Source organism: Desulfovibrionales bacterium (assembly GCA_028715605.1).
Classification (GTDB): Bacteria; Desulfobacterota; QYQD01; order QYQD01; family QYQD01; genus QYQD01.
In genome coordinates, this window is record JAQURM010000011.1 from 1 (window position 1) to 25,610 (window position 25,610).

The window sequence follows — 25,610 nt, forward strand, 5'->3', positions numbered from 1 at the left end:
AGGCTACGATATTTTCGCATTGCCTGGCCCTGGCTTTGGCCTCGTTAAGTTCCCTTACCAGTGCATCATTGGTTCCGACCTTTTTAACCTTGCTCTTACTCTTGGTAGGCATACCTTTATCCTCCTTCTGTTTTGTTTAATATCTTCTTAATATATTAACCGTCCTCGAACCTCGCTTCACCCCAGAAGTCTCCCCCACAGGCTGTGATCGCACCTTATCTCAGATCTACTTCCGGGCTTGCTACAAATATCACAACAACATAACCCGCACCTTTCAAAACACCGTAAAGGCCACACACAACTGCGGCAAAGCCCCTCGCCGATTATGTACGTCGGTATTTCATTACCATTGTGTCTATGGCCTGGGATCTGCTGCCAATTTCTTTTTTCCCATATGAAAATACGCTATTTTCCTCTGTCACGGTGGATCCCGACCCACGTTCATAGGGGCTATTGAGACAACCGACATGGCCTCCCAAAAAGCAGACCAAAGTCATACGGTTCCTGTATACGTTTTTATAGCTTTTCGTGTGGCCGATTCTTCCCTGATGGGAGTCCGTGTGGCTGCGAGTTTTCCTCACGGATACCTGCTGGTTGTGCATGTCGGTCTTGTTTTCTCTGATCGTAGGAACCAAGGATCACACTCCCTTAATTGCCTTTTTGTAGCGCCGCAAGACGATGGCAACATTATACTTTTGCATTTTAGTAAAGAGCCATATTTATCCTGACCATAATTTCATCTATTTGGAAGTCAAATTTACTGGATTTCCCCTATTAAGATATAGACTAATATCGGCGCCTCGCTCTAGAGACTTTAAACTTTCTTTGGCAAATTAAGTTAAAATGATTGTTAGCCCATATTATTTATAAATTTTTTCTGAGAAGCCGATATTGAGTAATTTCTAATGGAGGCAAGGGTTATTACGAGGGCCGAGGGTATATTTTATGTTGTGGGGGCACGCTGATAAGATCGGGATTGTTATCGAGACGTTTTTTCACAGAGTTCAGACGCACCACTCCCCTGAGACTCGGAAATGATCTGGTGGAAAAGTATATTTATCAGCAGATATCGGCAAGCAACCTTTGGTGGGTAATAGTAAAAACGTTTTTCAGATAAAATAAGGGCAGAGCAGGGAACCGGCGTAGTGGTGTGTTCTATCTCTAATTCCCTACTCTACCCAAATTTTCGTTTATATATTGGCATGCTCCTCGGCGGGATTCCTCATCGGCGACTCGGCTCCTTTACCGGCCGCGCCTTGCAGCAGCATTATATCTTCAGCCGCGATTATCCGGTTGATGTCCAGGATGATAGTAAAACTCTCGCCCTGTCTGGCCATGCCCTGGATAAAATCCGTTCCAAGGCGCATCCCCATCTTGGGCGGGGGTTCGATTTCATTGGCCGCTATCTCCAGGACTTCCTTGACCGAGTCCACCAGGCACCCTATGGTGGCCGATTCATCATCAAGATCCACCTCAACAATCACGATGCAGGTATCAACCGTCCGCCCGGCCGACGGCATCCCCAGTTTTAAACGCATATCCATGACCGGAACCACGTTGCCCCTCAAGTTTATCACGCCGCAGAGAAAGTCCGGCATGCGCGGAATCCTGGTAATGGTGGTATATTCAAGGACCTCTTTCACCCTTGAGGTCTCGAGCGCAAAGTTTTCTCCACCTAAGACAAATGTAAGGTACTGTTTAATATCAGCCATGACTAAGTCTCCTTTTGGGCTAAAATCTCTCGAATTCCTGATCGGATATATCCTTGTCTTTCATTTTCAGGTCTATCCCGGTCGATTTATGCGCTATGGCCGGTTTGATATCCGTCTTATGTAAGGCGGATTTTGTTGCCGGCGCCGTTTTTTTCCTTTCCGGGCCGCGAGGCTGAGAAATACGCCCGGCGTCCGGTTTTTTTGTGATACGTTCACCATGCCCGTCCAGTTTGAAAAATCCGATAGTTTCCAGGAGGTTTTCGGCCTGGGAGGAGAGTTCCTCGGCGGTGGACGACATCTCTTCCGCCGCGCTGGCATTCTGCTGCACCACCTGATCCAGTTGCTGGATAGCCCGGGTCACCTGTTCAACGCCGCTGGCCTGCTCAGTGCTGGAGGCGTTTATCTCCTGAACCAGCTCGGCGGTCTTCTGTATATTGGGAACCAGCTCGGCCACCAGAGTGCCGGTGCGTTCGGCCACCTGAACGCTGCTGCCGGAGAGGTTGGCGATCTCCTGGGCCGCGGTCTGACTGCGCTCGGCCAGCTTGCGCACCTCGGCCGCCACCACCGCAAAGCCCCGTCCGTGTTCCCCGGCCCGGGCCGCCTCGATAGCCGCATTTAAAGCCAGGAGATTTGTCTGGCGGGCGATTTCTTCAATAATGGATATTTTTTCTGCGATCTGCTTCATGGCTCCGACCGCTTCCGCCACGGCCTTGCCGCTTTCCTGGGCATTGCCGGCGGCCTTCTCGGCAATAGAAGTCGTTTGTTTGGCGTTGTCTGCGTTTTGCGTCACCGTGCTGTTCATCTCCTCCATGGAGCTGGAGACCTCCTCAATGGAAGCCGCCTGCTCGTTTGCCCCCTGCGAGAGTTGTTCCGCCCCGCTGCTCGTCTGCTGACTGCCGGAGGCTACATTATCGGCTGCGTCCTTTATCTGGCCGACGATATTCCGCAAGTCGTTAATCATCTTCTTAAAGGCATTTCCGAGAATATCCTTTTCTGACTTAGGGGTAACTTCTACCGTCAAGTCTCCCAAGGCAACAGCCTCTGCCACCCGGGCGGTCTCCCGGAGACTTTCAATAACCTTATTTAAGCTTTCTATGACCCTGGCGATCTCATCCTGTCGTTCAGCGACAATGTTCACCGACAGATCTCCGAGGCTCAGGGTATGTAGTTCTTTTACCAGCATGGCCACCTGTCTTTCCATGTATTCCCGCTGCTCATCGGCCTCTTTCTGCAGGCGTTTGACCTCGGTTATGTCTATGATGACCTCCATGCCGCCGTAGGGCTTGCCCTGTTCGTCAAACAGGGCGGAGCAGGCCGCCTGGATGGGGATCTTTTTGCCGTCCCTGGCCTCGGCCACCGTCTCGCCGTTGATTACCTCGCCGGTGCGCATACAGTTCTTGATCGTACACTGGTTGGTGCCGCAGAAGGGTGTCTTGGAGAACTGGGCGCAGGTCATCTTCCCCACCACCTCATCCCGGGCATAGCCCATGGCCTTGAGGGCCGCATCATTTATGGAGGTAATGACCAGGTCCTTATCGGTTACAAACATGGGTGCGGCTACGGACTTAAGGATATTATCCGTCTCCCACTTGGCGCGGACCGCCTCAGACCGATCTATAATAACCTCCATGCCGCCGTAGGGCTTACCCTGTTCGTCAAACAGGGCGGAGCAGGCCGCCTGGATGGGGATCTTTTTGCCGTCCCTGGCCTCGGCCACCGTCTCACCGTTGATTACCTCACCGGTGCGCATACAGTTCTTGATCGTACACTGGTTGGTGCCGCAGAAGGGTGTCTTGGAGAACTGGGCGCAGGTCATCTTCCCCACCACCTCATCCCGGGCATAGCCCATGGCCTTGAGGGCCGCATCATTTATGGAGGTGATGACCAGGTCCTTATCGGTCACAAACATGGGTGCGGCTATCGAGGCTACGATATTTTCGCATTGCCTGGCCCTGGCTTTGGCCTCGTTAAGTTCCCTTACCAGTGCATCATTGGTTCCGACCTTTTTAACCTTGCTCTTACTCTTGGTAGGCATACCTTTATCCTCCTTGATTTTGGTGGCAGGCTTACACGCCTGCATCCCTTCTTTTGTCTTAGTTACGGCTGCATGAACTCATAACATAATAGGGGAAAATACTGAATTCTGGCTTCTATATATCTGAATTTAAGGTTGACAAACTCGCAACAAGTCCAAAATATCACGCAAGGCCGCTAAGGACGCAAAAAGAATAAAATTTGGAACTCATAAACTCATGAAAAAATCTTTTATTACTGATTTTTCGCCTAGGCGAATCTGCCTGTGGCACGACCTTTGGCACGACTTGATTTCCAGATTTTCATTTTTCCTTCGCGGTCTTCGCGCCTTGGCGTGAGAAATTAACTTTTTATGAAGCCGTCAAGGTGGATAAGGTATAAATGACGGTCCTGATTTAGATAAAAATCAGGCCTTCGCGGATGGCAAGCTTGACCAGTTCGGCTATGCTGTGGATTTTAAGTTTTTTCATGATCTGCTGGCGATGGGTCTCGACCGTCTTTGTGCTCACGTGCAGGGCAGAGGCGATCTGCTTTGTGGATTTACCCTCTGCCATAAGCTGTGCTACCTCGCGCTCCCGGTTGGTCAGGGCCGAAAAAATCGAAAATTCCGCCTCTGACATCTTATGAAGATAGTCCTTGACCACGATATGGGCTATGGTGGGGGACAGGTAGGTCTGGTTGTTTGTTACGCATCTAACGGCGCGGACCAGTTCGGCGAAGGTGCAGTCCTTTAACAAATAGCCCGAAGCGCCGGCCATTAGCATCCCCAGAACGAGCCGCCGGTCGGAATTGATGGACAGGGCCAGTACCTTGACGTCCGGTGCCTCGTTCATGATCTGACGGGTGGCCTCGATGCCGTTCATATTAGGCATGGCTACATCCATAAGGATCACGTCCGGCCGCAATTCCCGGGCCAAACGCACGGCTATCCTCCCGTCTTCTGCCTCGCCCAGTACCTTCATATCCGGCTGTTGTTCCAGCAGGGCACGAATACCTTCGCGTACGATAGTATGGTCATCAACCAGGAGGATATTTATGTTCAAACCCGTATACCACTTTCTTCCGAACGAAGCATAGACGTCCGTTTTTATCCTACAACTACGGCTAGATGCACCTATAAGATAATAGGTAAAAGTAATGAATAATGGCTTCTAATTAGCTGAATTTTCGATCAGCAAAAATATTAGATATATGTAGGGCGGATTCAGGCAGAAATCAGGCCTTCGCGGATGGCAAGTTTGACCAGTTCGGCGAAGGTGCAGTCCTTTAATAGATAACCCGAAGCCCCTGCCTTGAGGATATCGAGCACGAACCGCCGGTCCGAATATATTGACAAGGCCAGTACCTTGACGCCGGCAACCTGACGGGTGGCCTCGATGCCGTTCAGATTAGGCATGGCTACATCCAAGAGGATCACGTCCGGCCGCAGTTCCCGGGCCAGGCCGCCACACCGGATACACGCCAGAATACCATCTGCCTCCCATCGGCCCCGATGACCTCCGTTTCATGGTCGTGAACTCTTCCATCCCCAAAACACCTTCGCGCCACGCACGGTTCACAGGGTTTATCATGCCCATGGTAGGCCCTGTAACACTTCTTGCCGACCAGATCCGGCCCGAACAATTCCCTGGCGACATCGTTTGCCCATATAATATTGTGGTTTTCATCGATCATGCTCATGTGGTCTGTTATCGAGACAATAATCCCCGCCAATATCTCCTCACTCGTCCCTGATATCTTCTCCGCCCGACCGGGCTTGTCCTCCGCTGCCTCCAATTCAGCAACTCTCTTGCGCAGTTGTGCCAGTTCATCTGTGAGTTGGTCCTTTGCCTTGCACCTTTCTCTCAGGATAAGCCTCCTAACATATTGCTATTGCTATGGCTATGGCAATTAAACAGATTAAATCCCCCCATCCCCCCTTTAGTAAAGGGGGGTGAGGGGATTTGCAAATTCATGTAGTTAAATGCCGTTTAATAGTAAGCCGAAACGCCGTTGAGCCGTCCGTAGCGGGTTAAGCACTGCGACCTTCCTTAATTTTACGGGAGAGTTGTCTTCCTATCTCAACTATCTTTTTATGATCCTCATCTGATGGAGGGCCATTTACCTCAAGGGTGTCGATTACCTCTATCTTTGTCGGCCCTAATACTTCCAGGGCCTGTCTGCGCGCTCCCCCGCCCCAGCCGTAAGAGCTAAGGATAACGCCGTATTTCAACGGCGGGCGCAATGCCTTTGCCAGATTTGCGGCGTGCGCAGCCACCGGATGCATTCCTCCCAGTACGGTCGGTGTCCCGAGTACAATGGCGCGCGCATCGACCAGGTCTCTGGCTATATCTCCGATATCCGAATTGACAACGTTATATAGGCTCACCTCAATACCCTCGGCTAAGAGCGTCTCCACTATGGTTTTTATCATGGCCTCGGTAGATTTCCACATACTGACATAAACTATGATCGCCTTTTCCCTCGTCTCTCCGGCCGTCCATTTACGGTAAACCTCCAGGATCTTTTCCGGGTTTTTATAAACAGGGCCGTGGCTGGGGGCAATGACCTTGATCTCTAAATCCTGTATCTTTTCCAGGGCCTTTTGACCCATCTTTCTGAAGGGCATCATGATCTCCCCGAAATATCTCTTGGCCAATGGCAGTATGTCTTCAACTTCGTTGTCATAGAGCCCAAAGGCGGTATGCGCCCCAAAAAAGTCGCAGGAGAAAAGAATCTTATCCTCGGCAAGATATGTAAACATGGTCTCCGGCCAGTGTAAAAAAGGCGCCTCGATAAATTTCAGGGTCTTGCCGCCGAGTTCAATCGCATCCCCGTCCTTAACCGCCTTTATCCTTTCTGCCGGCACGTTATAGTAAATCTGCGCCATTTTTGCGCCCTTCTCCGTGGTAATAAGCCGCGCCCCTTTATATAACTCCGTCATGACAGGGATGGCGCCGGCATGATCCGGTTCGGCATGATTCATTATAATGTAATCTAACGGGGTTTCACCTGTTACCTGCGCCATCTTTTCTTCCAGCTCCCTCTCAAATCCGGGATTCACCGTGTCAATGAGCGCTGTCTTTTCTTTTCCTCGCACCAGATAAGCGTTGTACGTTGTCCCCTGAGGAAGTGGAATCAGGGCGTCAAAGATTCTGCGGTTCCAGTCCCTTATTCCCACCCAGTATATACCTTCAGAGATTTCAGGTACGTTGTATGTTTTCATAGCCATCACCTCATAGTCTCGTTACGTAATGTCAAAACTTTTGCCACAGAGGTCACAGAGAACACAGAGATATCAATGGGTTACAGCCGGATTTGGTTCCCCCCTCCCTTGCCATCTCGAACGTTCTCGCTTGTCGCCTGAAATACCTCAGCTATAGCCTCGGATCACATACGATTCCGAAGATGCTTGGGAAACTGCTTCTTTCTTAACCGCACTGTCTTTTTCTTTTGATTTCTTTATGTTGCTCTGTGAACTCTGTGCGCTCTGTGGCTTATTTTCATAAAATTCTTGACATTACCTCCCATTATTTCTTACGGCTCCGGCAACATTTCCGGAACTCGTCAGCCATCTCCGTGATCTCTGTGAGGTCCCGCTGCATCTCACTCCAGCCGTACCAGAGTGCATAATCAGGATTGGCGTGGAATGTACCCTGGAATGTTCTCATCCGATGTTTTAGAAACATCACAAAGAGCTTCTGTTCGATGACCGTGGGGGCATCGTGGAAAGTCAGTAAGTCCGGGAAGACATAGGCATAGTTTTTCGGTTTGGGAAGGGTTCCGTCCTTGTATAAGGCAGCCACCGTGCGGATGGCCTCGGCCAGGAGATGATCCGCCTCCTTGATCATCCGGTCGCCTTTCTCCATCTCCCTCCCGGCAAAATTGACAGAGTGGCACTGATTGCAGGTTTTGATCGTCTTGTCGCGCTCCTTCTGCCAATCTTCCGGCGTGAGCCTGGCCACATCTGCCGCCTTCACCACATCCAGCCGCGGTGTCGGTTTCCCCTCCGGGTCGAGCACTCCGAGCCCCTGAAGAATGGTGACCCGGTCGGCCGCCCACTCTTTGTCTTCGGGCAGCGGGAGCCTCACTGCCAGAAATCCCCAGGCGGTTCGGACCGCATGGTTGCCTTCCTGCATATGACAGGTCTGGCAGGTCGGCGCCGCGGTAGTCTCGGGAAGTGTCTTGTTCTGTTTTAATAAGTACCTGACCCCATGCTTGGAAGACGAATACATCTCCCATTGAGGGTGATCAAAGCCCATGTGACAGGTCTGGCAGGCCTGAGGCTGTCTCGCTTCCTGAACCGAGAAGGTGTGACGGGTATGACATGCGTCACAGGAAGCCACGCCAAATCCGGCACCCTCCTTTCCCAAATCCTTTATCTCCTGTTCTGTCTTCAAACCGATCTTGTGACATCCGCCGCAACCCTTCAACCCTTCTGTCAGGGCCATGGGCTGCCAGTGAGCGGTGGGCATGGCCTTCATCGCCGCCCAGGCCATGGCGTGTTTCCCTTTTTTGAACTGCTGAACGCGGTCTTCATGGCAGTTACCGCAGGTCTCCGGAGTTGGGATCCGGGCCTTTGCGACATCCTGAGCCGATTTGTGTTGGCCGCCATGACAGGCCGGGCAGTCGATGCCGTTCTCGCTATGCTTGCCGGCCTGCCAGTCAGAGACGATATGGGCCGTGACCTTCCGGTGGCAGTCCGCGCATTCCTGCGCTGAGGCGCCGAGAGAAAAGAGCAGGGCCACGAGTAACATTAGGCTAACTCTGTACACCATAATGCACCTCCATCATTTTGTCTTAAAAAATTTTTTTAAAGGCTCTCCGCCTCTACTGAATGCACCTTGTCTCCGGTCCGGCATTGCTCGGCGTAGGGACACCACCCGGCACAGCCCGGATCGAGACGGGGGTTCCTGAATCTGAGACCGCAGACAAGGCACTTGCGCGAACTGTCGTCCTTGAAAAATTCCACGGGCGTGCTGCACACGGGACAAGCTACCTCGAAGATATCTTCGGGCTTCCAGTACATGGTATCCTGGCCGGGGCATCTGGACATAATTTGTCCTCCTTAAATAGTTCAGCCTAACGGTTATTCCATTTCCGTTTATTTTTGCGGCGCATGTTTTTTTAACCAGGCCAGCAACTTCATTTTCAATTTTGTGCCGGGGCACCCTTTCTGCCCCATCATTTTTCCCAAGGGACAGACCCGGCATGTTGAACCTTCTGATTTTTGCATGGTCATCTTGTCTCCTCCTTATTTTTTCTTCACCTGTAATATAAGCACTAAGGAGACAAATAACCTTGACTTAAGTCAAAAGGCTTACATAGGGGTCAGGCCGGTCGATATATCCGCTAACGCCTGCCGATTGAGTATGCAAATGGTGTCCTGTTCTATCTCTATGATGCCTTGATCCTTCAATTTCCTGAAGCTCCTGGAAAGCGTTTCGCTTATGGTACCCAATCTTGAGGCCAGTTGGTTTTTACTTATCTCCAAAACAAACTTATCCCCTTTGTATCTGTCTGCTGTGTTCAGCAGATAGGCAGCCAGTCTGGAGGAAACATTCATCAAAGAGAGTTCTTCTACCAACTTAGTGAAATACCTGAGCATCATGGCTAGATTAGCCATCATGTTCAGACTGAGTTGAGGCTGCTCCTGAATTAGCCGTAAAAATCTCTGTTTAGGGAAAAAAAGGAGATCCGTATCTGTTAAAGCCTCGGCTGAGGCCGGATAGGTAGTCCCGTGGAATAGGGCTACCTCGGCAAACATGTCACCCGTAGAGAAAAAATGGATGATCTGCTCCTTGCCCTCCGGAGATGTTTTAAATATCCTTACCTTACCGGCCAGGATTACATAAAATCCCTTAGCCGCATCTCCTTCTGAAAAGATAAGCTCCCTTTTTGCATAACTTTGCCTGACATGTACGGAAGAAACCTGCCGCAAGTCTTCAGGGGCCAGCCCGGCGAAAAGTGGGCATCTATTTAGCGCGCCTTCTAATCCCAATCCACCCATGAATTATCTCCTGACATAAGCTTGTCCTAAAGGACCACGTCGATTTTAACATGAAGGGTCTTCGCGTAATCAAGCGAGTAATTTTTTACTCTTCTCTATTCCCCCTCTTTGGAAAAGAGGGGTGGGGGAGATTTTATAAATCATAACTGTTTCAGGCTGTTATTATACGAAAGCATGGTTACTGCCAGGAATTTTCAAATCCCCCTCGCCCCCCTACTAAAGGAGGGATAATAAGAGGCACGCCTTATTTTAAAGGGAATTTACCCACACTCTTTCACGATGAACCTTATTAAATTTTCGCTATATACAATGATATTGTCAAATATTTTGTAAAAGCGGGCCGGTCAACAGATAAAATTCCATATCATTTTTGTACTTACTACTATTTCTGTGATAAAGTAAGCTATAATGAGATCGAAAGCAGTGTCAAGCAAATCCATATTACCTTCAGGCGAACTTCCCGCAAATGACAAGGGCCGGTGGGAGCTAACGTCTCCAACATGCAACTATTATTATGGCCGCAGGTTGGGCCGAAAACGGGCGGCTGAAAACAGTATGAGGATATATGGCCGAACACATTTACATCCAACCAATCTCCTCAGCGAGAGCTAAAGAACCCGAGGCGTGGCTATCAGAACAAATAGCCCGGCGGCTCGCCGGGCTATTTAATGCGAAGGTCATCATAGAAAAGGAACCCATACCTATCCCGGACACGGCTTATAATCCCCGCCGCCACCAATCCAGCGCCGAAATGATCGTCCAGTTTTTTGAAAGAGAAAAGAAATCCGGAAAGGTGCTGGCCGTCGCCGACTTTGATCTCTATGCGCCTTCTCTGAATTTTGTCTTTGGCCTGGCCGGCCTGCTCACGGATATAGCCGTAATCTCCATTTCCCGTCTCAGGCAGGAGTTTTATCAACTGCCGGCAAATCCGGCTCTGCTCACCACGCGGGCAATCAAGGAGGCAGTGCACGAGATAGGACATCTCTACGGGCTATCCCATTGTCCGGACACACGCTGCGTCATGCATTTTTCAAACAGCCTCCAGGATACCGACAGGAAAAGTGAAGAGCCCTGTGCGAAGTGTAGAAAAATGATAAAATGGAAAGAGGAACCAAAATAAGTAATGTCAAAAGCTCTATGAAAAACAAACCACAGAGTACACTGAGGAAAGACGACTTGAACCGTTTGAACAGTTTATTACTCCGGCAATTAAAAACTTAAATCCCCCCTCACCCCCCCTTGGTAAAGGGGGGATGGGGGGATTTGGCGAGTTTTTATATTTAATCGCCGGAGTAATAACCAGGTTGAACTGTTATTGATGAGGCAAGATGATATGAAGAAATATAAAGTAATCGTTATAGGCGCCGGACCGTCCGGTCTCTTTAGCTGTCTGGAATTGACCAAAGCCGGGATCGGCCCCATACTGCTTATTGAACAGGGCAAAGACATTTACGAGAGGACAGATCGCTCCGGTAAAGACCTCCTATGCGGATGGGGAGGCGCCGGGGCCTTCAGTGACGGCAAACTCACCCTTTCCCCGGATGTAGGGGGATTTCTGGGTGAGATTATACCCCGGAAAGAAGTAAAAAACCTCCTGCAGCAGGCCGATGATATATTCCTTTCCTTCGGCGCCCCTGCTAAAACCTACAGCCCGCCACGGGAGGTCCTGGATAATCTGGAAATACAGGCCAAGCTGGCCCAGATGGAGTTTATCTATTCACCCATAAGACATCTGGGCACGGAGAACTGCGTCAGGGTCCTGACCAACATCCGGGAATATCTACAGGGCAAAATCGGCATCCGGACAGAGACCAAAGTGGATCAGATTGTGGTGGAATCAGGCCAGGCAAAGGGAGTGCGATTACCTTCCGGGGAGGTCTTACGGGGAGAATATGTGATTGCCGCTCCGGGCCGGGTAGGGGCTAGCTGGATGAAAAAAGAAGCGGCCCGCCTGGGTCTTACGGCCACGCCCAATCCGGTGGACCTCGGCGTCCGGGTAGAAGTGCCCGCGGTAGTGATGCAAAGGCTGACGGATGTGGTTTATGAGGCCAAGCTTATCTACTATTCACAGACCTTTGACGACCGGATTCGAACCTTCTGCATGAATCCCTATGGCGAGGTGGTCAGTGAGGCCGTCGATGGCCTCATCTCCGTAAACGGCCATAGTTACGCGGAAAAACGCTCGGAAAACACAAATTTTGCGCTTCTGGTTAGCAGCCGTTTTACCGAACCTTTTGATGATCCTATAGGCTATGGCCGGGCTATTGTTTCCCTGGCCAATCTGTTGGGCAAGGGGGTGATAGTCCAACGCCTGGGCGATCTGCTGGCCGGGCGGCGCACCACCGAAAAAAGAATTTCCCGATGTATCACCCGTCCGACTCTGCCCGAGGCCACACCCGGCGACCTCAGCTTTGTTTTCCCTTACCGCCACCTTAAAAATATCATGGAAATGCTGGAGGCCCTGGAAAGGATTGTGCCCGGTGTATATTCCCGGCACACACTCCTCTACGGAGTGGAGGTTAAGTTTTACTCACATCGTATTCGTTTGAATACCGAACTGGAATCAGAGGCCAGAAATCTCTTCATCACAGGAGATGGGTCAGGCATTACCCGGGGACTTATACAGGCTTCGGTGAGCGGTCTGGTAGCCGCCCGGGCCATTATCAAACGGCGCAAAGGTCAGCCTAGAAGAAATTCAAGCCCAATATCTTAGAGATACGCCACAGCTTACCGGCAGACTCTGTCTCTTCTTCCGGTCCGGTTGATGGGTCGAGCAAGACCTTGGCCAGGGATTCAATAGAACGGGAAAAGCCCGAATGAGAAAATTCGGTAAAAAGCGGCCTTTTTTTTAGCTCGGCCCTGTTAATAACCTCAGACTCATAAGGCAGGGAGCCTATATAGTTCGGCTTTAAAACAAACTCTGTCTCGTTGGCATTTATGTTCTCGTCCGCGGTTTTTACGATATTCTCAAAAACCATCCTGCCCTGCCGGGGATTCCTCGTCTGATTGACGACTATGTAGGGCGCGAAACAATCTTTGGCCTCATATTTCTTATCGCGTCTGAGTTTATTCTCGATTTCCATAAAACGCTGGAACGCGGCTTTTACACACGCATATCCGCTGATTATATCCTGAGGCGTGGTCACAATGATTATCTCATCCATGGCCATGGCGAAGTCGAGCACCGCATAGCTGATACCCGCCCCAAGATCAAATATGGTCATATCATAATACTTGCTTGTGGCCAAAAAATGTTTAATAAACTTATGCCGCTGGGTATAATTGAGATTAGCCAGTTTGTACTCTCCGGCGACCCCTCCTATTAGTTCAAAACCGTAAGCAGTCCGGTAAATAATCTCCTCTATTTTTTTTGCATGGCTGAAAAAATGCTGGAGGCTGCATGAAGGGAATATCCCCAGTTTGCTGGAGACATCGGCATTGGCCAGATCGCCGTCGATGAGGAGGATGTGTTTACCCAGTTTAGACAGGGCACAGCTCAAGTTAATGGAGACATGCGTCTTGCCCACCCCTCCCTTATTCGAGATAACCGCGAGGGTCTTATGGGTAGGCCGAATGTCCTCCAGGCATGATACTTCGGCATCATTATATTCCAGGTCTCCGTAAAATGTATCAATCGCCGTTAATATATCGGAAGCAGGCACGGTTACCGGTATCACGTCCTTACCGGTATAAGATTTAACGGCCTCCAGGGTTTCATAATCGTCAGGGTCGGCCACGGCCACCTGAAGTTTTTCATCCATGACCTTTAACGGCATGCATATAAAATTCCGGGCAAAAACGCCGTTAAGCTGTCTCACTGCCTCATTTTCAATGCCCATAGCCGCCAGGCCTGTAATTGACGGCCCGGCCCCGGCAGATACAAAAATTTCTCCGCTTTCCATTGAATTCCCCTCGTTTTGAGCTGATAAGCGATCAGCAGGAAAAGGTTTTTGGTACATTTGATAGCTGAACGCTTACTTATAGAAATCGGCAGGAAAAACAATTAACTTTAAATAGAAAGGTAATTAATTGAAATGGGGCTCATTCTGCGCCCGGCCACGGTCCGCCTTCGGCGGGCCACGTGCGCCAGAGGCCAACGGAACGGTGGGTAATAGAATACCACATTGTGGAAAACATTTTCCCTCGAAAGGGTAAAATATTACACACAGAACGCCGCGCTACTAACAAATATCAATTAAAACAATAGATTACGAACAACGGAGTGATGGCATGAAATATGCTTGCCCATAGCAAAGAGGGAAAAGGGCATGCCACAAAGAGGTAACGGGAACAATACCAGTCTAACATCCGCATTCGCCGGGGGGCGAACATCTCCAACCGGGGCGGAATATAAAAAACCGGTAATATGTATTGTATGCCGTAAAAAATGGGAGGTGGTCTGTTCTACTCCTTATCAATCCAACAGCCCATCCTCCGGGCTGTGTGATATCTGTCAGGTACAAACCGTAACCCCGGTTATTCGCAGAAGGCAATTAAAAGAAGGTAATTTTGATTGTTTTGGTAAGGCCGCTGGCGGGTTTTGTGACCAGTCTAACTGCAAGTATTTACTGCCATGCCTTCACCTTTCCGCCGTTGCAGCGTCTTGCAAAGAAAGCTCAGCCACTTTCCATGAGAGAATTTAAGCAATAGAGTGGGGAGAGAGAAATGTTGACCAAAGAATCTGTTGCCGCCAAGTGTAACAAGAACAGTCGGACAGCCGTGATGACGATACCCATGGGATACCGCCTGCCTTTTTTTGTGTTATTTATCCTCTCCTGCTCAATACTTGATTATCTCTTTACCGTAAGACACATGATAGCCCTGGGACTAAGAGAATTGAACCCGATCATGTATTATCTCTTTACACTGGGCGGGTATCAGGCCTTCCTCTTCAAATATCTTATGACCGCCGGGGGACTGCTCCTGCTCTGCGCCCTGAACAGGCATCTGCGTATCAACTGGTTGATTACCGGCATCGCCGTCTTATACAGCATACTTACTCTATATCATCTGTGCCTGCTTCGTTTTGCGTAACAAACAAGCCCTTTCAGCTTTAAGCTTTTACCTATCTTGCCTGTTTTATTTCTTCTCCTTGAGCCTTTTCAGCACATCCCCCAATTTCCTTAGTTCTTCACCGTAGGCGGACCAATTTTCCTCTTTCAGATAGCGCCGGGCGCTTTCAAAATGACGCCAGGCCGACTCCCCAAGCTCAGAAGGCCGCTCTTCGGCTGCGGACGGGACGGATGCCGACGCCTGGACTGTCCTGGAAAATCCCGATCCAAAGACCCTGGCCAGAGATTGCTCCAGTGTCTCTTCCATCGCTATAGAGTTTTCGTAGGCTACGATAATACGCTTTAATTCAGGTATCTGTCCGGTTTCGGCCTTGAGATATATGGGCTGCACATAGATCAATGACTCCTCGACGGGAATAACCAGAAGCGTCCCGGGGATAACGTTTGAGCCTCGCTGATCCCAAAGCGAAAGCTGCCGGGAAATCTCCGGCTCCTGATTGATTCTGGACTCGATTTGTCGTGGTCCGTATATGAGTTTCTGTTTGGGAAATCGATAAACTACCAACTTTCCATACTCTTTGGGATCGCATTTGGCGCACATCCAGGCGGACAGGTTATCTTTCTTACTGGGATTAAACGGCGTCATGAGGATGAACTCTTCTTTGTTCTCGCCCGGAAGCCGCATGATGGTATAATAAGGCTCCATCTGGATATTCTCGGCGCGTAAGCTGCCCGGTATTTCCCACAGATCCTCCTTGTTGTAAAAGGCCTGGGGCTCTGTCATGTGATATGTGGCATATATGCTTGCCTGGGTGCGGAACAACCAGTGCGGATAGCGGAGATGATTCTGAAGATCGGCATCCATGGCGGAAAGAGGCTTGAATACACCGGGGAATATCCTGGCATAGGTGCGAATTATCGGGTCGCCGGCATCCTTGATAAAAAATTCCACATTCCCATTGTAAGCATCGACCACGGCCACTACCGAGTTGCGTATATAATTATCTCCGCCTTTCACCCGTCTGGAGTAGGGATACAGATCGGAAGAGGTATAACCGTCTATAAGCCAATAAAGCCTGCCGCCGGAAATTACCATATATGGGTCACGATCTATCCGGAGGAAAGGGGCCAGTTTTTTTACCCGCGAATAGACATCGCGGTCAAACAGAATGCGGCTTCCGGGTGTTATATCCGTGGAAAGAAGTATCTTCAAAGAACCAAACCGAAACGCCCACAAGGCCTTGTCCAATACTGAATTTATTGTGATCCCGTCCCTGCCCTCGTAGCGGGCGAATACATTTTGTTCCCCGGAAGGATAATCAAATTCCTTAAGCCTGGTATTGACAAAGACATAGTCGTTATCAATCTCTCCGAAGTATATCTCAGGCCTGTCCACCTTGAGATTGGTCTTGGAAACCGGCGGGATATCCTGAATCATGAGCGCCGGCAGCCCCTCCCGGGTCACCTGATTAACCACGCCCAGGGTCAGCCCATAACCGTGGGTATAAATCTGGTGCTCGTTAATCCACACCCGGCTGGGGAGATCGTCATAGGAAAGCTCCCGCGGCGAAAGCATGACCTGACGGTATTCGCCGTTTATATAGTAGCGGTCATTATCCACAGACAGGAACTTGTAATAAGTCCGTATCTCCTGTATCTGGCCATACGTCTCAAGCAAAGGCTGGTGATCCCAGAGCCGTATGTTCTTGATGGTCAGGTCGTTTCTGGCCAGGCTGTCCGGCGTCAAGGATGCGGCGGCGGAAAGGTCACGCTCCTCGACACTCGTAATGCCGTACCCGGCGCGCGTAGCCGCTATATCACGCATGAGGTATGGGGTTTCCTTGGCTATCTCGTTCGGCAACACCACCAGGCGCTGGAGGGCCATGGGGTAGATGTGGATACCGAGGAGGTAGATGCCGGCAAAGGCGGCCAGCGTGCCGTAGATGGCCTTAACATTATAGCGAAAGAAGTTGTAAAAGAAAGCGCCGGCTGTGCCCAGGGAAATCGCGACCATTACATTCAAGGCCGGAAGAAGCCCGTTTTCATCTGCATAACCGGCCCCGAAGACGACGCCGCGGCTTGCATAGAGCAAGTCGTACCGTGCCAGGAAAAAATAACCGGCTATAATAACAAAAAACGGCGCGCCAAACAGGACCAGATATCTCTTGGCCGGCAGCCGGAAATCGACGCCTTGCGGCGACAGCACAATCTGCAGGCGGAGGGCGAAGATTCCCAGGGCAGCTAAAAACATTACAAACAGGAGTCTGAACAGCCACCCGAACAAAAATTCGATAAACGGCAACTTAAAGATATAAAATCCGATATCATGTCCAAAAAGCGGGTCGCTCTTGCCGAATGGGACTCCGTAAAAGAAACTGAGAAAAGCCTCCCACTGAGCCGCCCCATAAAAGGCCATTACTACACCTATCAGAATGGACGCGCCTTTCAAAAGATAGGGGATCTTTTCTGACAGGCGATCCATGGCCGAAAACTGTAGATACTCACCGGAGCCAAAGACCGCCGGTCCGCCCCAGCGCTGAGCAAAAACCCCGTTCAGATAAAACAGCAGGCCGGAGACCAGACCAAAGACCAGCCCCAACAGGGCCTGGATGTTGAATATCCGGGTAAAGAGCAGAGAAAAATCGAGGGACTCAAACCACAACCAGTCCGTATAAAGGGCTGCCGCCGTCTGCCCAAAGATCAGGGCCAGGAATGCGACCACTGCCGCTATAATAAGAAGACGCCTTGTTTTCTCCACCTAATAGCTCCTTTTTTTTGTTTTTTTGACCGCGGCCACGATCCAGGAAACGGCCCGGTAAATCTCCTCTTCGGTTGTATATCGGCCCACGGTCAGGCGTATAGCCCCCATCCCAACTTCCCTGGATACCCCCATGGCGGCCAGGACGTGTGACAGGGTAACCGAACGGTCATGACAGGCCGCGCCGGTAGAGGCGCATAGACCGGGGATACCGTCCAGTATTTCCCCGCCGGACAGGCCGGGGAAGGCGATATTCAGGGTATTGGGGAGTCTTTTATCCTTATGCCCGTTGAGCACTGCGTCCGGAATCTCTGAGGCGATTTTTTCAAAGAGTTGATCCCTCAGTCTCCTTTGCCGGCCTGCCTCATCATGCAGCCGCCGGGCGGCAACCGCGCAGGCCGCACCCAGGGCCACCGCCAGGACAACATTTTCCGTGCCGGCGCGGCGGCCCCCTTCTTGTCCCGCGCCATGCAGGAGCGGCTCCAGCGCGGCCCCCTCGCGTATATAGAGGGCGCCGATCCCTTTAGGCGCATAAACCTTGTGGCCGGCTACGGTCAGAAAATCTACGCCCATATCTTCAACGTAAGTCTCGACCTTTCCTACGGACTGCGCGGCATCACTATGGGAGTAAACACCATGCTCCCGCGCCATCGCCCCTATCTCAGCCACGGGCTGGATAGTTCCGGTCTCATTGTTGGCGTGCATGATACTGACCAGAACGGTGTCCTTGCGTAGCGCCCGGCGGACATCATCCGGATCAACCATGCCATAGCTATCTACGGGAAGAAAGGTGGCTTCCCAGCCATTCTCCATCAAAAAAATAGCCGGCTGCAGGATGGAAGGGTGCTCAATCCCCGAGGTAATGATATGCTTTCCCTTCTTGCGCAGGGCGTGAGCTACGCCCTTCAATACGGCGTTATTGGATTCCGTACCCCCACTGGTAAAAACCACTTCTTGCGGCCTGCACCCAAGGAGGCCGGCAACCTGACCCCTGGCAGTTTCCACCGCCGCCCGGGCCTCCCGGCCCATTTGGTGCGAACTGCCGGGATTGCCCCATTTCTCTTCCATAAAGGGCAGCATGGCCGCAGCTACTTCGCGGTCAACCGGGGTAGTGGCGTTGTAGTCAAGGTAGATCAATACAATTCCCTGCCTGTACCGGAAACTCGGAAAATCCCATTACGCCACTCATACTATTGACTGTAACACATAGAGTCAAGAATAAACGACATCCTTGAATCCACCGCCTATCTTCGTACGAGTTAGCTCTTGACCGTAAACACACTATGGTTGCTGTGCAGCGGTTATTTCAAATCCGAAATCCGAAGCACGAATCTCGAAACAATATCTAATCACTAAAATTCAAATCCAAAACAATCGGCGTCGCTGCTGTTTGGAACATTGGGAATTTGGACATTTGAATTTGTTTCGGATTTCGATATTCGATATTCGGATTTGAACCCGGCGGCCTGGTAATCGGAGATCACCGATTGCTCTCTATCAACATTTCGATGGTGTATCAAGGACATCCTTGATACATCCCTAAAAAGGGGCATTTTGCGTTACCCTGCGGAGTATTTACCCAAAAATAATGTCTTGGGAAAACAGGCTGCAAATAAATATATAATATAACCAACTAGTTATATATAAACGCAGGGGTTGGCATAGAAATGGCAACTTATAAAGATGGAGTATAAGAGAAGGCAGGGCAACAAGTGACATCCGGTTTTGAACCCCGCATACTGACTTTTACATGTACCGGCCATCCTTTGGACTTAATGAAACGCTTAAGAGGCCGGGCGCCGGTTGATATCCGCTTAGTCAAGGTGACTTGTTCATACCGGATTGAGCCGGAGATAATGCTGGAGCCGTTCCTGGCCAATTTTGACGGCGTCCTGATATTGGAATGCCCTCCGGATTACTGCCGCAGCCGGACAGAGACTGACTCCGGCGCTGAAAGATTCCGCGAGATAACCGCCGTACTTGCTGCGGCACACATACAAACAGACAGATTATGCCTTGACAGGATCCCGGCTATAAAAGGCAGAGGACTGCATGACATAGCCGGAAAATTTACAGAGAAGATAATATCCCTGGGTCCATTACATCTGAACAAAGTGGCCCGCGAAAAACTCAGAACGTTACAAAACAATCTTGAGACCAAAAGAATCCGGGGCCTTGTTGCCGCCGGGCTTAGTCAGGTGAACTCCAGGAAAACCGGAAAGAAAAGACTATGTCCATCCTCAGGGGCCGCCCGCCGGGACGAATACATCAAAAACTGGCTCTCCGTCCTCATCGAAGAAAACCCCGTAACCCTCACGCACATCAGTGAAGTAATGGATATTGACGTAGAGTATATATCCAAATACTTACTGGCCATGGAAAAGGAACAGCGTATCAAGATTCCAGCCGTGCTGAAAAAAGAAATTTCAAATCTCAAATTTGAGATTTGAAATTTCTTGGTTTTTATCCGGCCTAATGCCGGGCGGAGCATTCAGCTTTCAGAAACTGGAATGGCGCTTTAAGCTGACCGCTGATAGCTGATGGCTGATCGCTATTTCGTAGCAAATGGACTTTTTACGAAGCCGTCAATACATAAGATGGCAGACAGCCAGGGCAGCGCCCATACCGGCAACGTCGGCCGTGAGAGCGGCCGCCAGGGTATGGCGTATCCGGGTAACCCCTATGGCGCCGAAATAAATAGCCAGCACATAGAAGGTGGTTTCCGTAGATCCCTGCATGGTTGAAACCAGAAAAGATGTAAAACCATTCGGGTCACGGCTGACCACCTCGCTGACCAGACCAAAAGCGCCGGTCCCGGAAAGCGGCCGCATGAGGGCCACCGGCAGGGCATCGACCGGCATACCGATCAGAGCGGTAACCGGCTCCAGTATCCTGACCAATACATCAAATGCCCCGGAGGCCCGGAACATGCCGATGGCCACCAGGATCATAACCAGAAACGGGATAATGCGAATGGCTACCTGAAATCCCTCCTTGGCCCCGTCCGTGGCCGCCTCGTAAACCCTGACCCCGCGCATATAGCCAAAGAGTAAAAGTCCGCACATGATAAGAGGCACCAGCCAATAGGTAATGACCTCTTTACCCAGGGCCAGGGCGTCGCCGTCCCTGGTAAGCCGATAGATGAAGGCGCTGACTATGGCCGCCATGATGGAGATGGCCACCACCTTGCCCAGACGGCCGGGCGGTGAGAGATCCGTTTTTTCAGGCGTTTCTCCTCCTGAAGAATCTGAGGCATCCCCGGGATGAACAACGAGATCTACCGCGTATCCCTCCGGTTCGCTACGCCGGGCCAGGACCTTGGCCATGGCAATAGCTACCGTAGTCGAGCAAATAGTGGCAATAAGCGTAGGGATAATAATGGATGCCGGATCGGCCGCCCCGGCGGCCGCCCGCACCCCGATTATTCCAAGGGGCAGGATAGTGACGCTGGAGGTATTTATGGCCAGGAAAAGGGCCATGGCGTTTGTTGCCTGCCCTTTATTCGGATTGAGCTTGTCAAGCTCCATCATGGCCTTTATGCCCATCGGCGTGGCGGCATTGCCCAAGCCGAGGACATTGGCCGAGATATTCATGATCATGGCCGACATGGCAGAGTGACCGGGCGGCACCTCCGGGAACAGCCGCACCATTACCGGCCGCACTGCCCTGGCCACCAGAGAAAGCAGTCCCCCGACCTCGGCCACCTTCATTAATCCCAGCCAGAGGGCCATAATGCCCACCAACCCAATGGCCAATTCCACCGCGCCCTTGGCCGCCTCAAAAGAGGCATCCAGGGTCTCTTTCATCCTTCCGCTATAGGCCGCCGCCACCACGGACAGAAGGATCAGAAAAAGCCAGATGATATTGATTGCCGCTGGTTTTTTATTCATTGCCGGTTCTCAAGGTTCCTGACGGGAATGGATAAGGCATAACCGGGGCAAGAGTTTCATATTCCGGATGGTTTGTCAATGATAAGCGCTCGGACATCGATAGGAGATTATGCAATAAATAATTAGAGTGGGATGAATTGAAAAATAGCCCTTGACTTGCTAATGTTATAAATGCTATAGCATAATCACCGTCACGGAGGTTGTTATGCTCGATAGCAAGGATATAAGTAAGGTCGTCAAAGAGCTCAGAAATAGATTGAATCTTAGTCAGGAAGAATTAGCGGCAAAACTAAACGTTTCTTTTGCCACTGTGAACCGCTGGGAAAACGAGAAGATATCGCCCCGCGGAAAGGCCAGGGAAGCTATTTTAAAGTTAATAGAAGAGTCGGGCTTCGACCTGGAGAGCGCAGGGGATATTGGCATCAATCATAAGAATCGACGCCGGAAACTGTCCAAGGAGGATGTTTTGAGTACGAAGTCTATGGAACAGATGCTCTGGAGCGCCGCTTGTTCCATCCGCGGTGAAAAAGACGCGCCGAAGTTCAAAGACTACATCCTGCCCCTTGTTTTTATCAAGCGCTTGTCTGATGTCTTTGAGGATGAAGTTGAACGGCTTGCCGAAACTTACGGAGACGAGGAAACAGCGCTGACAATCATCGAAGCCGATCATCAACTGGTCCGGTTTTATATTCCCGCCGAGGCGCGCTGGCCGGTGGTCAGCGGTCGGGAAAAGTTTGACTGGCCTGAAGACCGCAAACCAAAAACACTGGGTGAACAGCTCACGATGGCCGTCCGTGCGATCGCGAAGACCAATCCATCCCTGACGGGCGTCATCGACATCGTGGATTACAATGAGACCCGCAGCGGGGAGCGGGAAATCAGCGACGCGGCGTTGTCCGGCGTGATCGAGGCCCTTTCCGATCCCCGCTACCGCTTGGGACTGTACGATGTGGAGCCGGATTTCCTAGGCCGCGCCTATGAATATCTTTTGCGCAAATTTGCCGAAGGCCAGGGACAGAGCGCCGGTGAATTCTTCACGCCTACGGAGGTGGGATGGCTGATGGCCTATATAATGCGCCCCCGCCAGGGAGAAGAGGTTTACGATTTTGCCTGCGGCTCCGCGGGCCTCTTAATCAAATGCGAACTCGCTTTACAGGAACGTGAGATCAAGGTGCAGAGGCCGCTGAAACTCTATGGGCAGGAGCTGACCGGCTCCAGCTATGCCATTGCCCGGATGAACATGGTCGTTCATGACATGGAAGGCGAGATCGTCCGCGGCAACTCCATGACCAATCCGAAATTCAAGGATTCCGATTCCAGTCTGAAGAAATTCGACATCGTCGTTTCCAATCCCATGTGGAACCAGCCTTTTGATCCGGCCATTTATGAAAATAATCCCTTCGAACGCTTTGAAGCCCAGGGCGGTGTTACCACCGGCAAGGCCGACTGGGCCTGGTTACAGCATACGGTCGCATCGCTGAATACCCATGGCCGCGCCGCCATTGTCCTTGACACGGGCGCCGTCACGCGCGGCAGCGGCAGTAAAAGCGAGGACCGGGAGAAAAAAATCCGCCAGAGGTTTGTCGAGCGCGATTGGATTGAAGGCGTAATCCTCCTGCCCGATAACCTTTTCTATAACACCACCGCCGCCGGAATCATCATCATTTTCAACAAGGCGAAACCGAAGGCGCGGCAGGGGAAGATCATCCTGGTAAACGCCGGACGGGAATTCAAGAAAGGCAGGCCGAAAAATTATATTCCCGATGAGAATGTCCGCAAGATCGCCGATGCCTTCATCAAAGGGGAAGATGTCGAAAAGTTCGTCAAAGTCATCACGACAGCGCAGGCGGCAGAAAACGATTTTAACCTGTCGCCGTCAAGGTATGTGGATGTGAATGAAGGAAAAACCTACCGGCCGATTCCGGAAATTCTGGAAGAATTGGATGCTTTGGAAAAGAAGACTGAGGTGGTGAATGCCGATTTGCAAACGATCTTTAAAAAGGTGCAATTCAGTTACGAAAAGGAGACAGGGTAAATGCCTGAGAGTTGGCCTGTAAAGAGTTTTGCAGAATTTGCGACATTACACAGAGGTTATGATTTACCTATTCAAGATCGCAAGAAGGGTTCTATACCAATTGTTGGGTCAAATGGCATTGTTGGTTATCACAATGAAGCTAAAGTTAAAGGTCCGGGTGTAGTGACTGGCCGAAGTGGTTCAATTGGCATTTCATATTATGTCGGGGATGATTATTGGCCATTGAACACAGGGTTATATGTCGAAGATTTTCATGGAAATAATCTATTTTACGTTCATTATTTTTTCCAATCATTCAATTTTGGTAAATACGCAGCAGGAGTAAGCGTTCCCACTTTAAATAGAAACCTTGTTCATGAAGCCTCGGTATCTGTTCCCCAAATTCTTGAGCAGCAAAAAATCGCCGCTGTTCTCTTCAAGATTCAAAAAGCGATTGAGGTTCAGGAATCCATTGTCGAGAAGACGCGGGAGCTGAAAAAATCCACCCTGCATCATGTCTTTACTCACGGTCTGCGCGGAGAAAAGCTGAAAGAAACAGAGATCGGGCCAATGCCGGAGAGTTGGCTTATTGGAAAAATAGGTGACATCGGTAAGATTGTAACCGGAACAACGCCGCCAACAAAACATAAAGAATATTATCAAGGTGGTCATTATCAGTTCATTGCGCCTAATGATATTGGAAAGACGACGAGAATTTACGAAACTGAGAAAAAAATAACGGATAAAGGATTGGAAGTATCGCGATTACTACCAAAAGAATCTGTCTGTTTCGTCTGCATAGGATCAACCATTGGCAAGGTAGGTATTACTGTCGAGGAAAAGACGACAACAAATCAACAAATCAACTCTGTTATCGTGAATAATGATTACGATCCCTACTTTGTGACGTATCTTATGGATTACAAATCTGAATATATTGCCTCCTTTGCATCCCCAAGTCCTGTGCCAATTTTGAGCAAGGGCAAATTTGAAGAAATCAACATTATGTTGAGTTCCGATATAGAAGAACAAAAAGAAATTGCTCGTGTTCTGATGATCATCGACGAAACAATAGAGATCCACACCGCAAAGAAATCCGCTCTGCAAGACCTCTTCAAAACCATGCTGAATAAGCTGATGACCGGCGAGATTCGGGTGAAGGATCTGGACATTGATGTGTCCGAGGTAAGCGCATGAAGGAAGAATCCAAAGGCGAAATAGTCATCTATCGTACCAAGGACGGCAAGACTGCCCTTGACGTCAACCTGAGCGGAGAGACCCTTTGGTTGAATCAAGGTCAGATGTCCATCCTTTTTGACAGGGACCGGTCCGTCATCACAAAGCACTTGAGCAATATATTCAAGAGCGGGGAATTGGATAAAAAAAGCAATGTGCAAAAAATGCACATTGCTGATTCCGATAAACCGGTAGTTTACTATAATCTGGATGTCATTATTTCACTTGGTTACCGCGTGAACTCAAAACGCGGCACCCAGTTCCGCATCTGGGCCACGCAGGTCCTCAAAGATCATATCCTGAAAGGCTATTCGCTCAATGAGAAGCGGCTAAAGGAACAGAATGTCCGCCTGCTGGAATTGCAGAAGACAGTCAGCCTGATGCAGCGGGTCATGGAAAGCCGGGAACTGGCCCGCGATGAAGCCACTGGACTTCTCCAGGTGATCACGGATTACTCGTATGCCTTATCGCTCCTGGATCAGTACGATCACCGGCAGTTGAAAATCCGGCATACCACCGAAAAGACCCCTTTTGCCCTGACCTACGAAGCAGCGAGGAGAGCTATTGACAAGCTCGGAGAACAATCGATGAAAAAGGGGCGGCCCGTTGCATTATTCGGACGGGAAAAAGATCAATCGTTCAAAGGCTCCCTGGGCGCGATCTACCAGACGCTCGACGGGAAAGAGGCCTATCCCAGCATCGAAGAAAAGGCCGCTCACCTTCTCTATTTCGTGGTCAAGAATCACTCTTTTATTGACGGAAACAAGCGCATCGGGGCATTCCTGTTCATCTGGTTTCTGGATGCCAGCGGAATTCTTTACGCTGGTGACGGCCGCAAGCGGATAGGCGACAATACCCTCGTCGCTCTGACCCTTATGATTGCGGAGAGCCGGCCCGAAGACAAGGACATCATCGTCAAGGTCATAGTGAACCTGATCAACAGGGACAATATATGAGAAGGGCGA

Annotated in this window: 20 protein-coding genes; 7 read left to right on the forward strand and 13 right to left on the reverse strand. The window is 50.5% G+C overall.

What is annotated here, in order from left to right; all coding sequences use genetic code 11:
* Positions 1-1,190: 1,190 nt before the first annotated feature.
* The 9 genes from PHT49_10060 to PHT49_10100 all read right to left on the reverse strand — a co-directional run bounded on the left by PHT49_10060 (position 1,191) and on the right by PHT49_10100 (position 9,735).
* Entirely contained in the window at positions 1,191-1,712 is a 522-nt protein-coding gene (locus tag PHT49_10060) for a chemotaxis protein CheW (protein MDD5452225.1), read from the reverse strand.
* 19 nt (positions 1,713-1,731) lie between these two features.
* Positions 1,732-3,747, reverse strand: a complete 2,016-nt coding sequence (locus PHT49_10065) for a methyl-accepting chemotaxis protein (GenBank protein MDD5452226.1) — start codon at positions 3,745-3,747, stop codon at positions 1,732-1,734.
* Positions 3,748-4,141: 394 nt separating this feature from the next.
* The gene (locus PHT49_10070; GenBank protein MDD5452227.1) at positions 4,142-4,789 is read right to left on the reverse strand and encodes a response regulator transcription factor; all 648 of its coding nucleotides are present in this window, start codon (positions 4,787-4,789) and stop codon (positions 4,142-4,144) included.
* A 161-nt stretch (positions 4,790-4,950) separates the two neighbouring features.
* Entirely contained in the window at positions 4,951-5,142 is a 192-nt protein-coding gene (locus tag PHT49_10075; GenBank protein ID MDD5452228.1) for a hypothetical protein, read from the reverse strand.
* A 17-nt stretch (positions 5,143-5,159) separates the two neighbouring features.
* Positions 5,160-5,522, reverse strand: a complete 363-nt coding sequence (locus PHT49_10080) for a PAS domain-containing protein (GenBank protein ID MDD5452229.1) — start codon at positions 5,520-5,522, stop codon at positions 5,160-5,162.
* Positions 5,523-5,757: 235 nt separating this feature from the next.
* A complete protein-coding gene (locus PHT49_10085; GenBank protein ID MDD5452230.1) occupies positions 5,758-6,951 on the reverse strand; it encodes an FprA family A-type flavoprotein in 1,194 nt (397 codons plus the stop codon).
* A 304-nt stretch (positions 6,952-7,255) separates the two neighbouring features.
* Positions 7,256-8,503 carry a multiheme c-type cytochrome gene (locus PHT49_10090; protein MDD5452231.1) on the reverse strand — a complete coding sequence of 416 codons (1,248 nt, stop codon included), beginning with the start codon at positions 8,501-8,503 and terminating at the stop codon, positions 7,256-7,258.
* 35 nt (positions 8,504-8,538) lie between these two features.
* Complete coding sequence (locus PHT49_10095) at positions 8,539-8,781, reverse strand: hypothetical protein (protein ID MDD5452232.1); 243 nt, start codon at positions 8,779-8,781, stop codon at positions 8,539-8,541.
* A 264-nt stretch (positions 8,782-9,045) separates the two neighbouring features.
* Entirely contained in the window at positions 9,046-9,735 is a 690-nt protein-coding gene (locus tag PHT49_10100; GenBank protein MDD5452233.1) for a Crp/Fnr family transcriptional regulator, read from the reverse strand.
* Between the two features lie 565 nt (positions 9,736-10,300).
* On the opposite strand from PHT49_10100, the gene PHT49_10105 reads away from it, so the two are divergent.
* On the forward strand, positions 10,301-10,855 hold the full coding sequence (locus PHT49_10105) for an archaemetzincin family Zn-dependent metalloprotease (GenBank protein MDD5452234.1): 555 nt from the start codon (positions 10,301-10,303) through the stop codon (positions 10,853-10,855).
* Positions 10,856-11,068: 213 nt separating this feature from the next.
* The gene (locus tag PHT49_10110; protein MDD5452235.1) at positions 11,069-12,448 is read left to right on the forward strand and encodes a hypothetical protein; all 1,380 of its coding nucleotides are present in this window, start codon (positions 11,069-11,071) and stop codon (positions 12,446-12,448) included.
* On the opposite strand, the gene PHT49_10115 is transcribed toward PHT49_10110, so the two are convergent.
* A complete protein-coding gene (locus PHT49_10115; protein MDD5452236.1) occupies positions 12,420-13,637 on the reverse strand; it encodes an AAA family ATPase in 1,218 nt (405 codons plus the stop codon). The two genes, PHT49_10110 and PHT49_10115, sit on opposite strands and share 29 nt — an antisense overlap.
* Before the next feature lie 763 nt (positions 13,638-14,400).
* On the opposite strand from PHT49_10115, the gene PHT49_10120 reads away from it, so the two are divergent.
* Positions 14,401-14,769 (forward strand): DUF5658 family protein, encoded by a 369-nt coding sequence (locus tag PHT49_10120; protein ID MDD5452237.1) that lies wholly within the window; start codon positions 14,401-14,403, stop codon positions 14,767-14,769.
* 45 nt (positions 14,770-14,814) lie between these two features.
* Here PHT49_10120 and PHT49_10125 read toward each other — a convergent pair whose 3' ends face one another.
* A complete protein-coding gene (locus PHT49_10125; GenBank protein MDD5452238.1) occupies positions 14,815-17,505 on the reverse strand; it encodes a UPF0182 family protein in 2,691 nt (896 codons plus the stop codon).
* A complete protein-coding gene (locus PHT49_10130) occupies positions 17,506-18,642 on the reverse strand; it encodes a cysteine desulfurase family protein (protein ID MDD5452239.1) in 1,137 nt (378 codons plus the stop codon).
* Positions 18,643-19,217: 575 nt separating this feature from the next.
* Here PHT49_10130 and PHT49_10135 point away from each other — a divergent pair.
* Positions 19,218-19,955: a hydrogenase iron-sulfur subunit gene (locus tag PHT49_10135; GenBank protein MDD5452240.1), complete on the forward strand. Its 738-nt coding sequence runs from the start codon at positions 19,218-19,220 to the stop codon at positions 19,953-19,955.
* A gap of 135 nt (positions 19,956-20,090) precedes the next feature.
* Here the strand turns inward: PHT49_10135 and PHT49_10140 are convergent, their stop codons facing one another.
* The gene (locus PHT49_10140) at positions 20,091-21,395 is read right to left on the reverse strand and encodes a hypothetical protein (GenBank protein MDD5452241.1); all 1,305 of its coding nucleotides are present in this window, start codon (positions 21,393-21,395) and stop codon (positions 20,091-20,093) included.
* Positions 21,396-21,600: 205 nt separating this feature from the next.
* Here PHT49_10140 and PHT49_10145 point away from each other — a divergent pair, with 205 nt between their 5' ends.
* The 3 genes from PHT49_10145 to PHT49_10155 are packed head-to-tail and all read left to right on the forward strand — an operon-like array spanning position 21,601 to position 25,601.
* Positions 21,601-23,430: an N-6 DNA methylase gene (locus tag PHT49_10145; protein ID MDD5452242.1), complete on the forward strand. Its 1,830-nt coding sequence runs from the start codon at positions 21,601-21,603 to the stop codon at positions 23,428-23,430.
* Positions 23,431-24,606, forward strand: a complete 1,176-nt coding sequence (locus PHT49_10150) for a restriction endonuclease subunit S (GenBank protein ID MDD5452243.1) — start codon at positions 23,431-23,433, stop codon at positions 24,604-24,606.
* The gene (locus tag PHT49_10155; GenBank protein MDD5452244.1) at positions 24,603-25,601 is read left to right on the forward strand and encodes a virulence protein RhuM/Fic/DOC family protein; all 999 of its coding nucleotides are present in this window, start codon (positions 24,603-24,605) and stop codon (positions 25,599-25,601) included. The genes PHT49_10150 and PHT49_10155 overlap by 4 nt, the downstream gene beginning before the upstream one ends.
* Positions 25,602-25,610 lie beyond the last annotated feature (9 nt).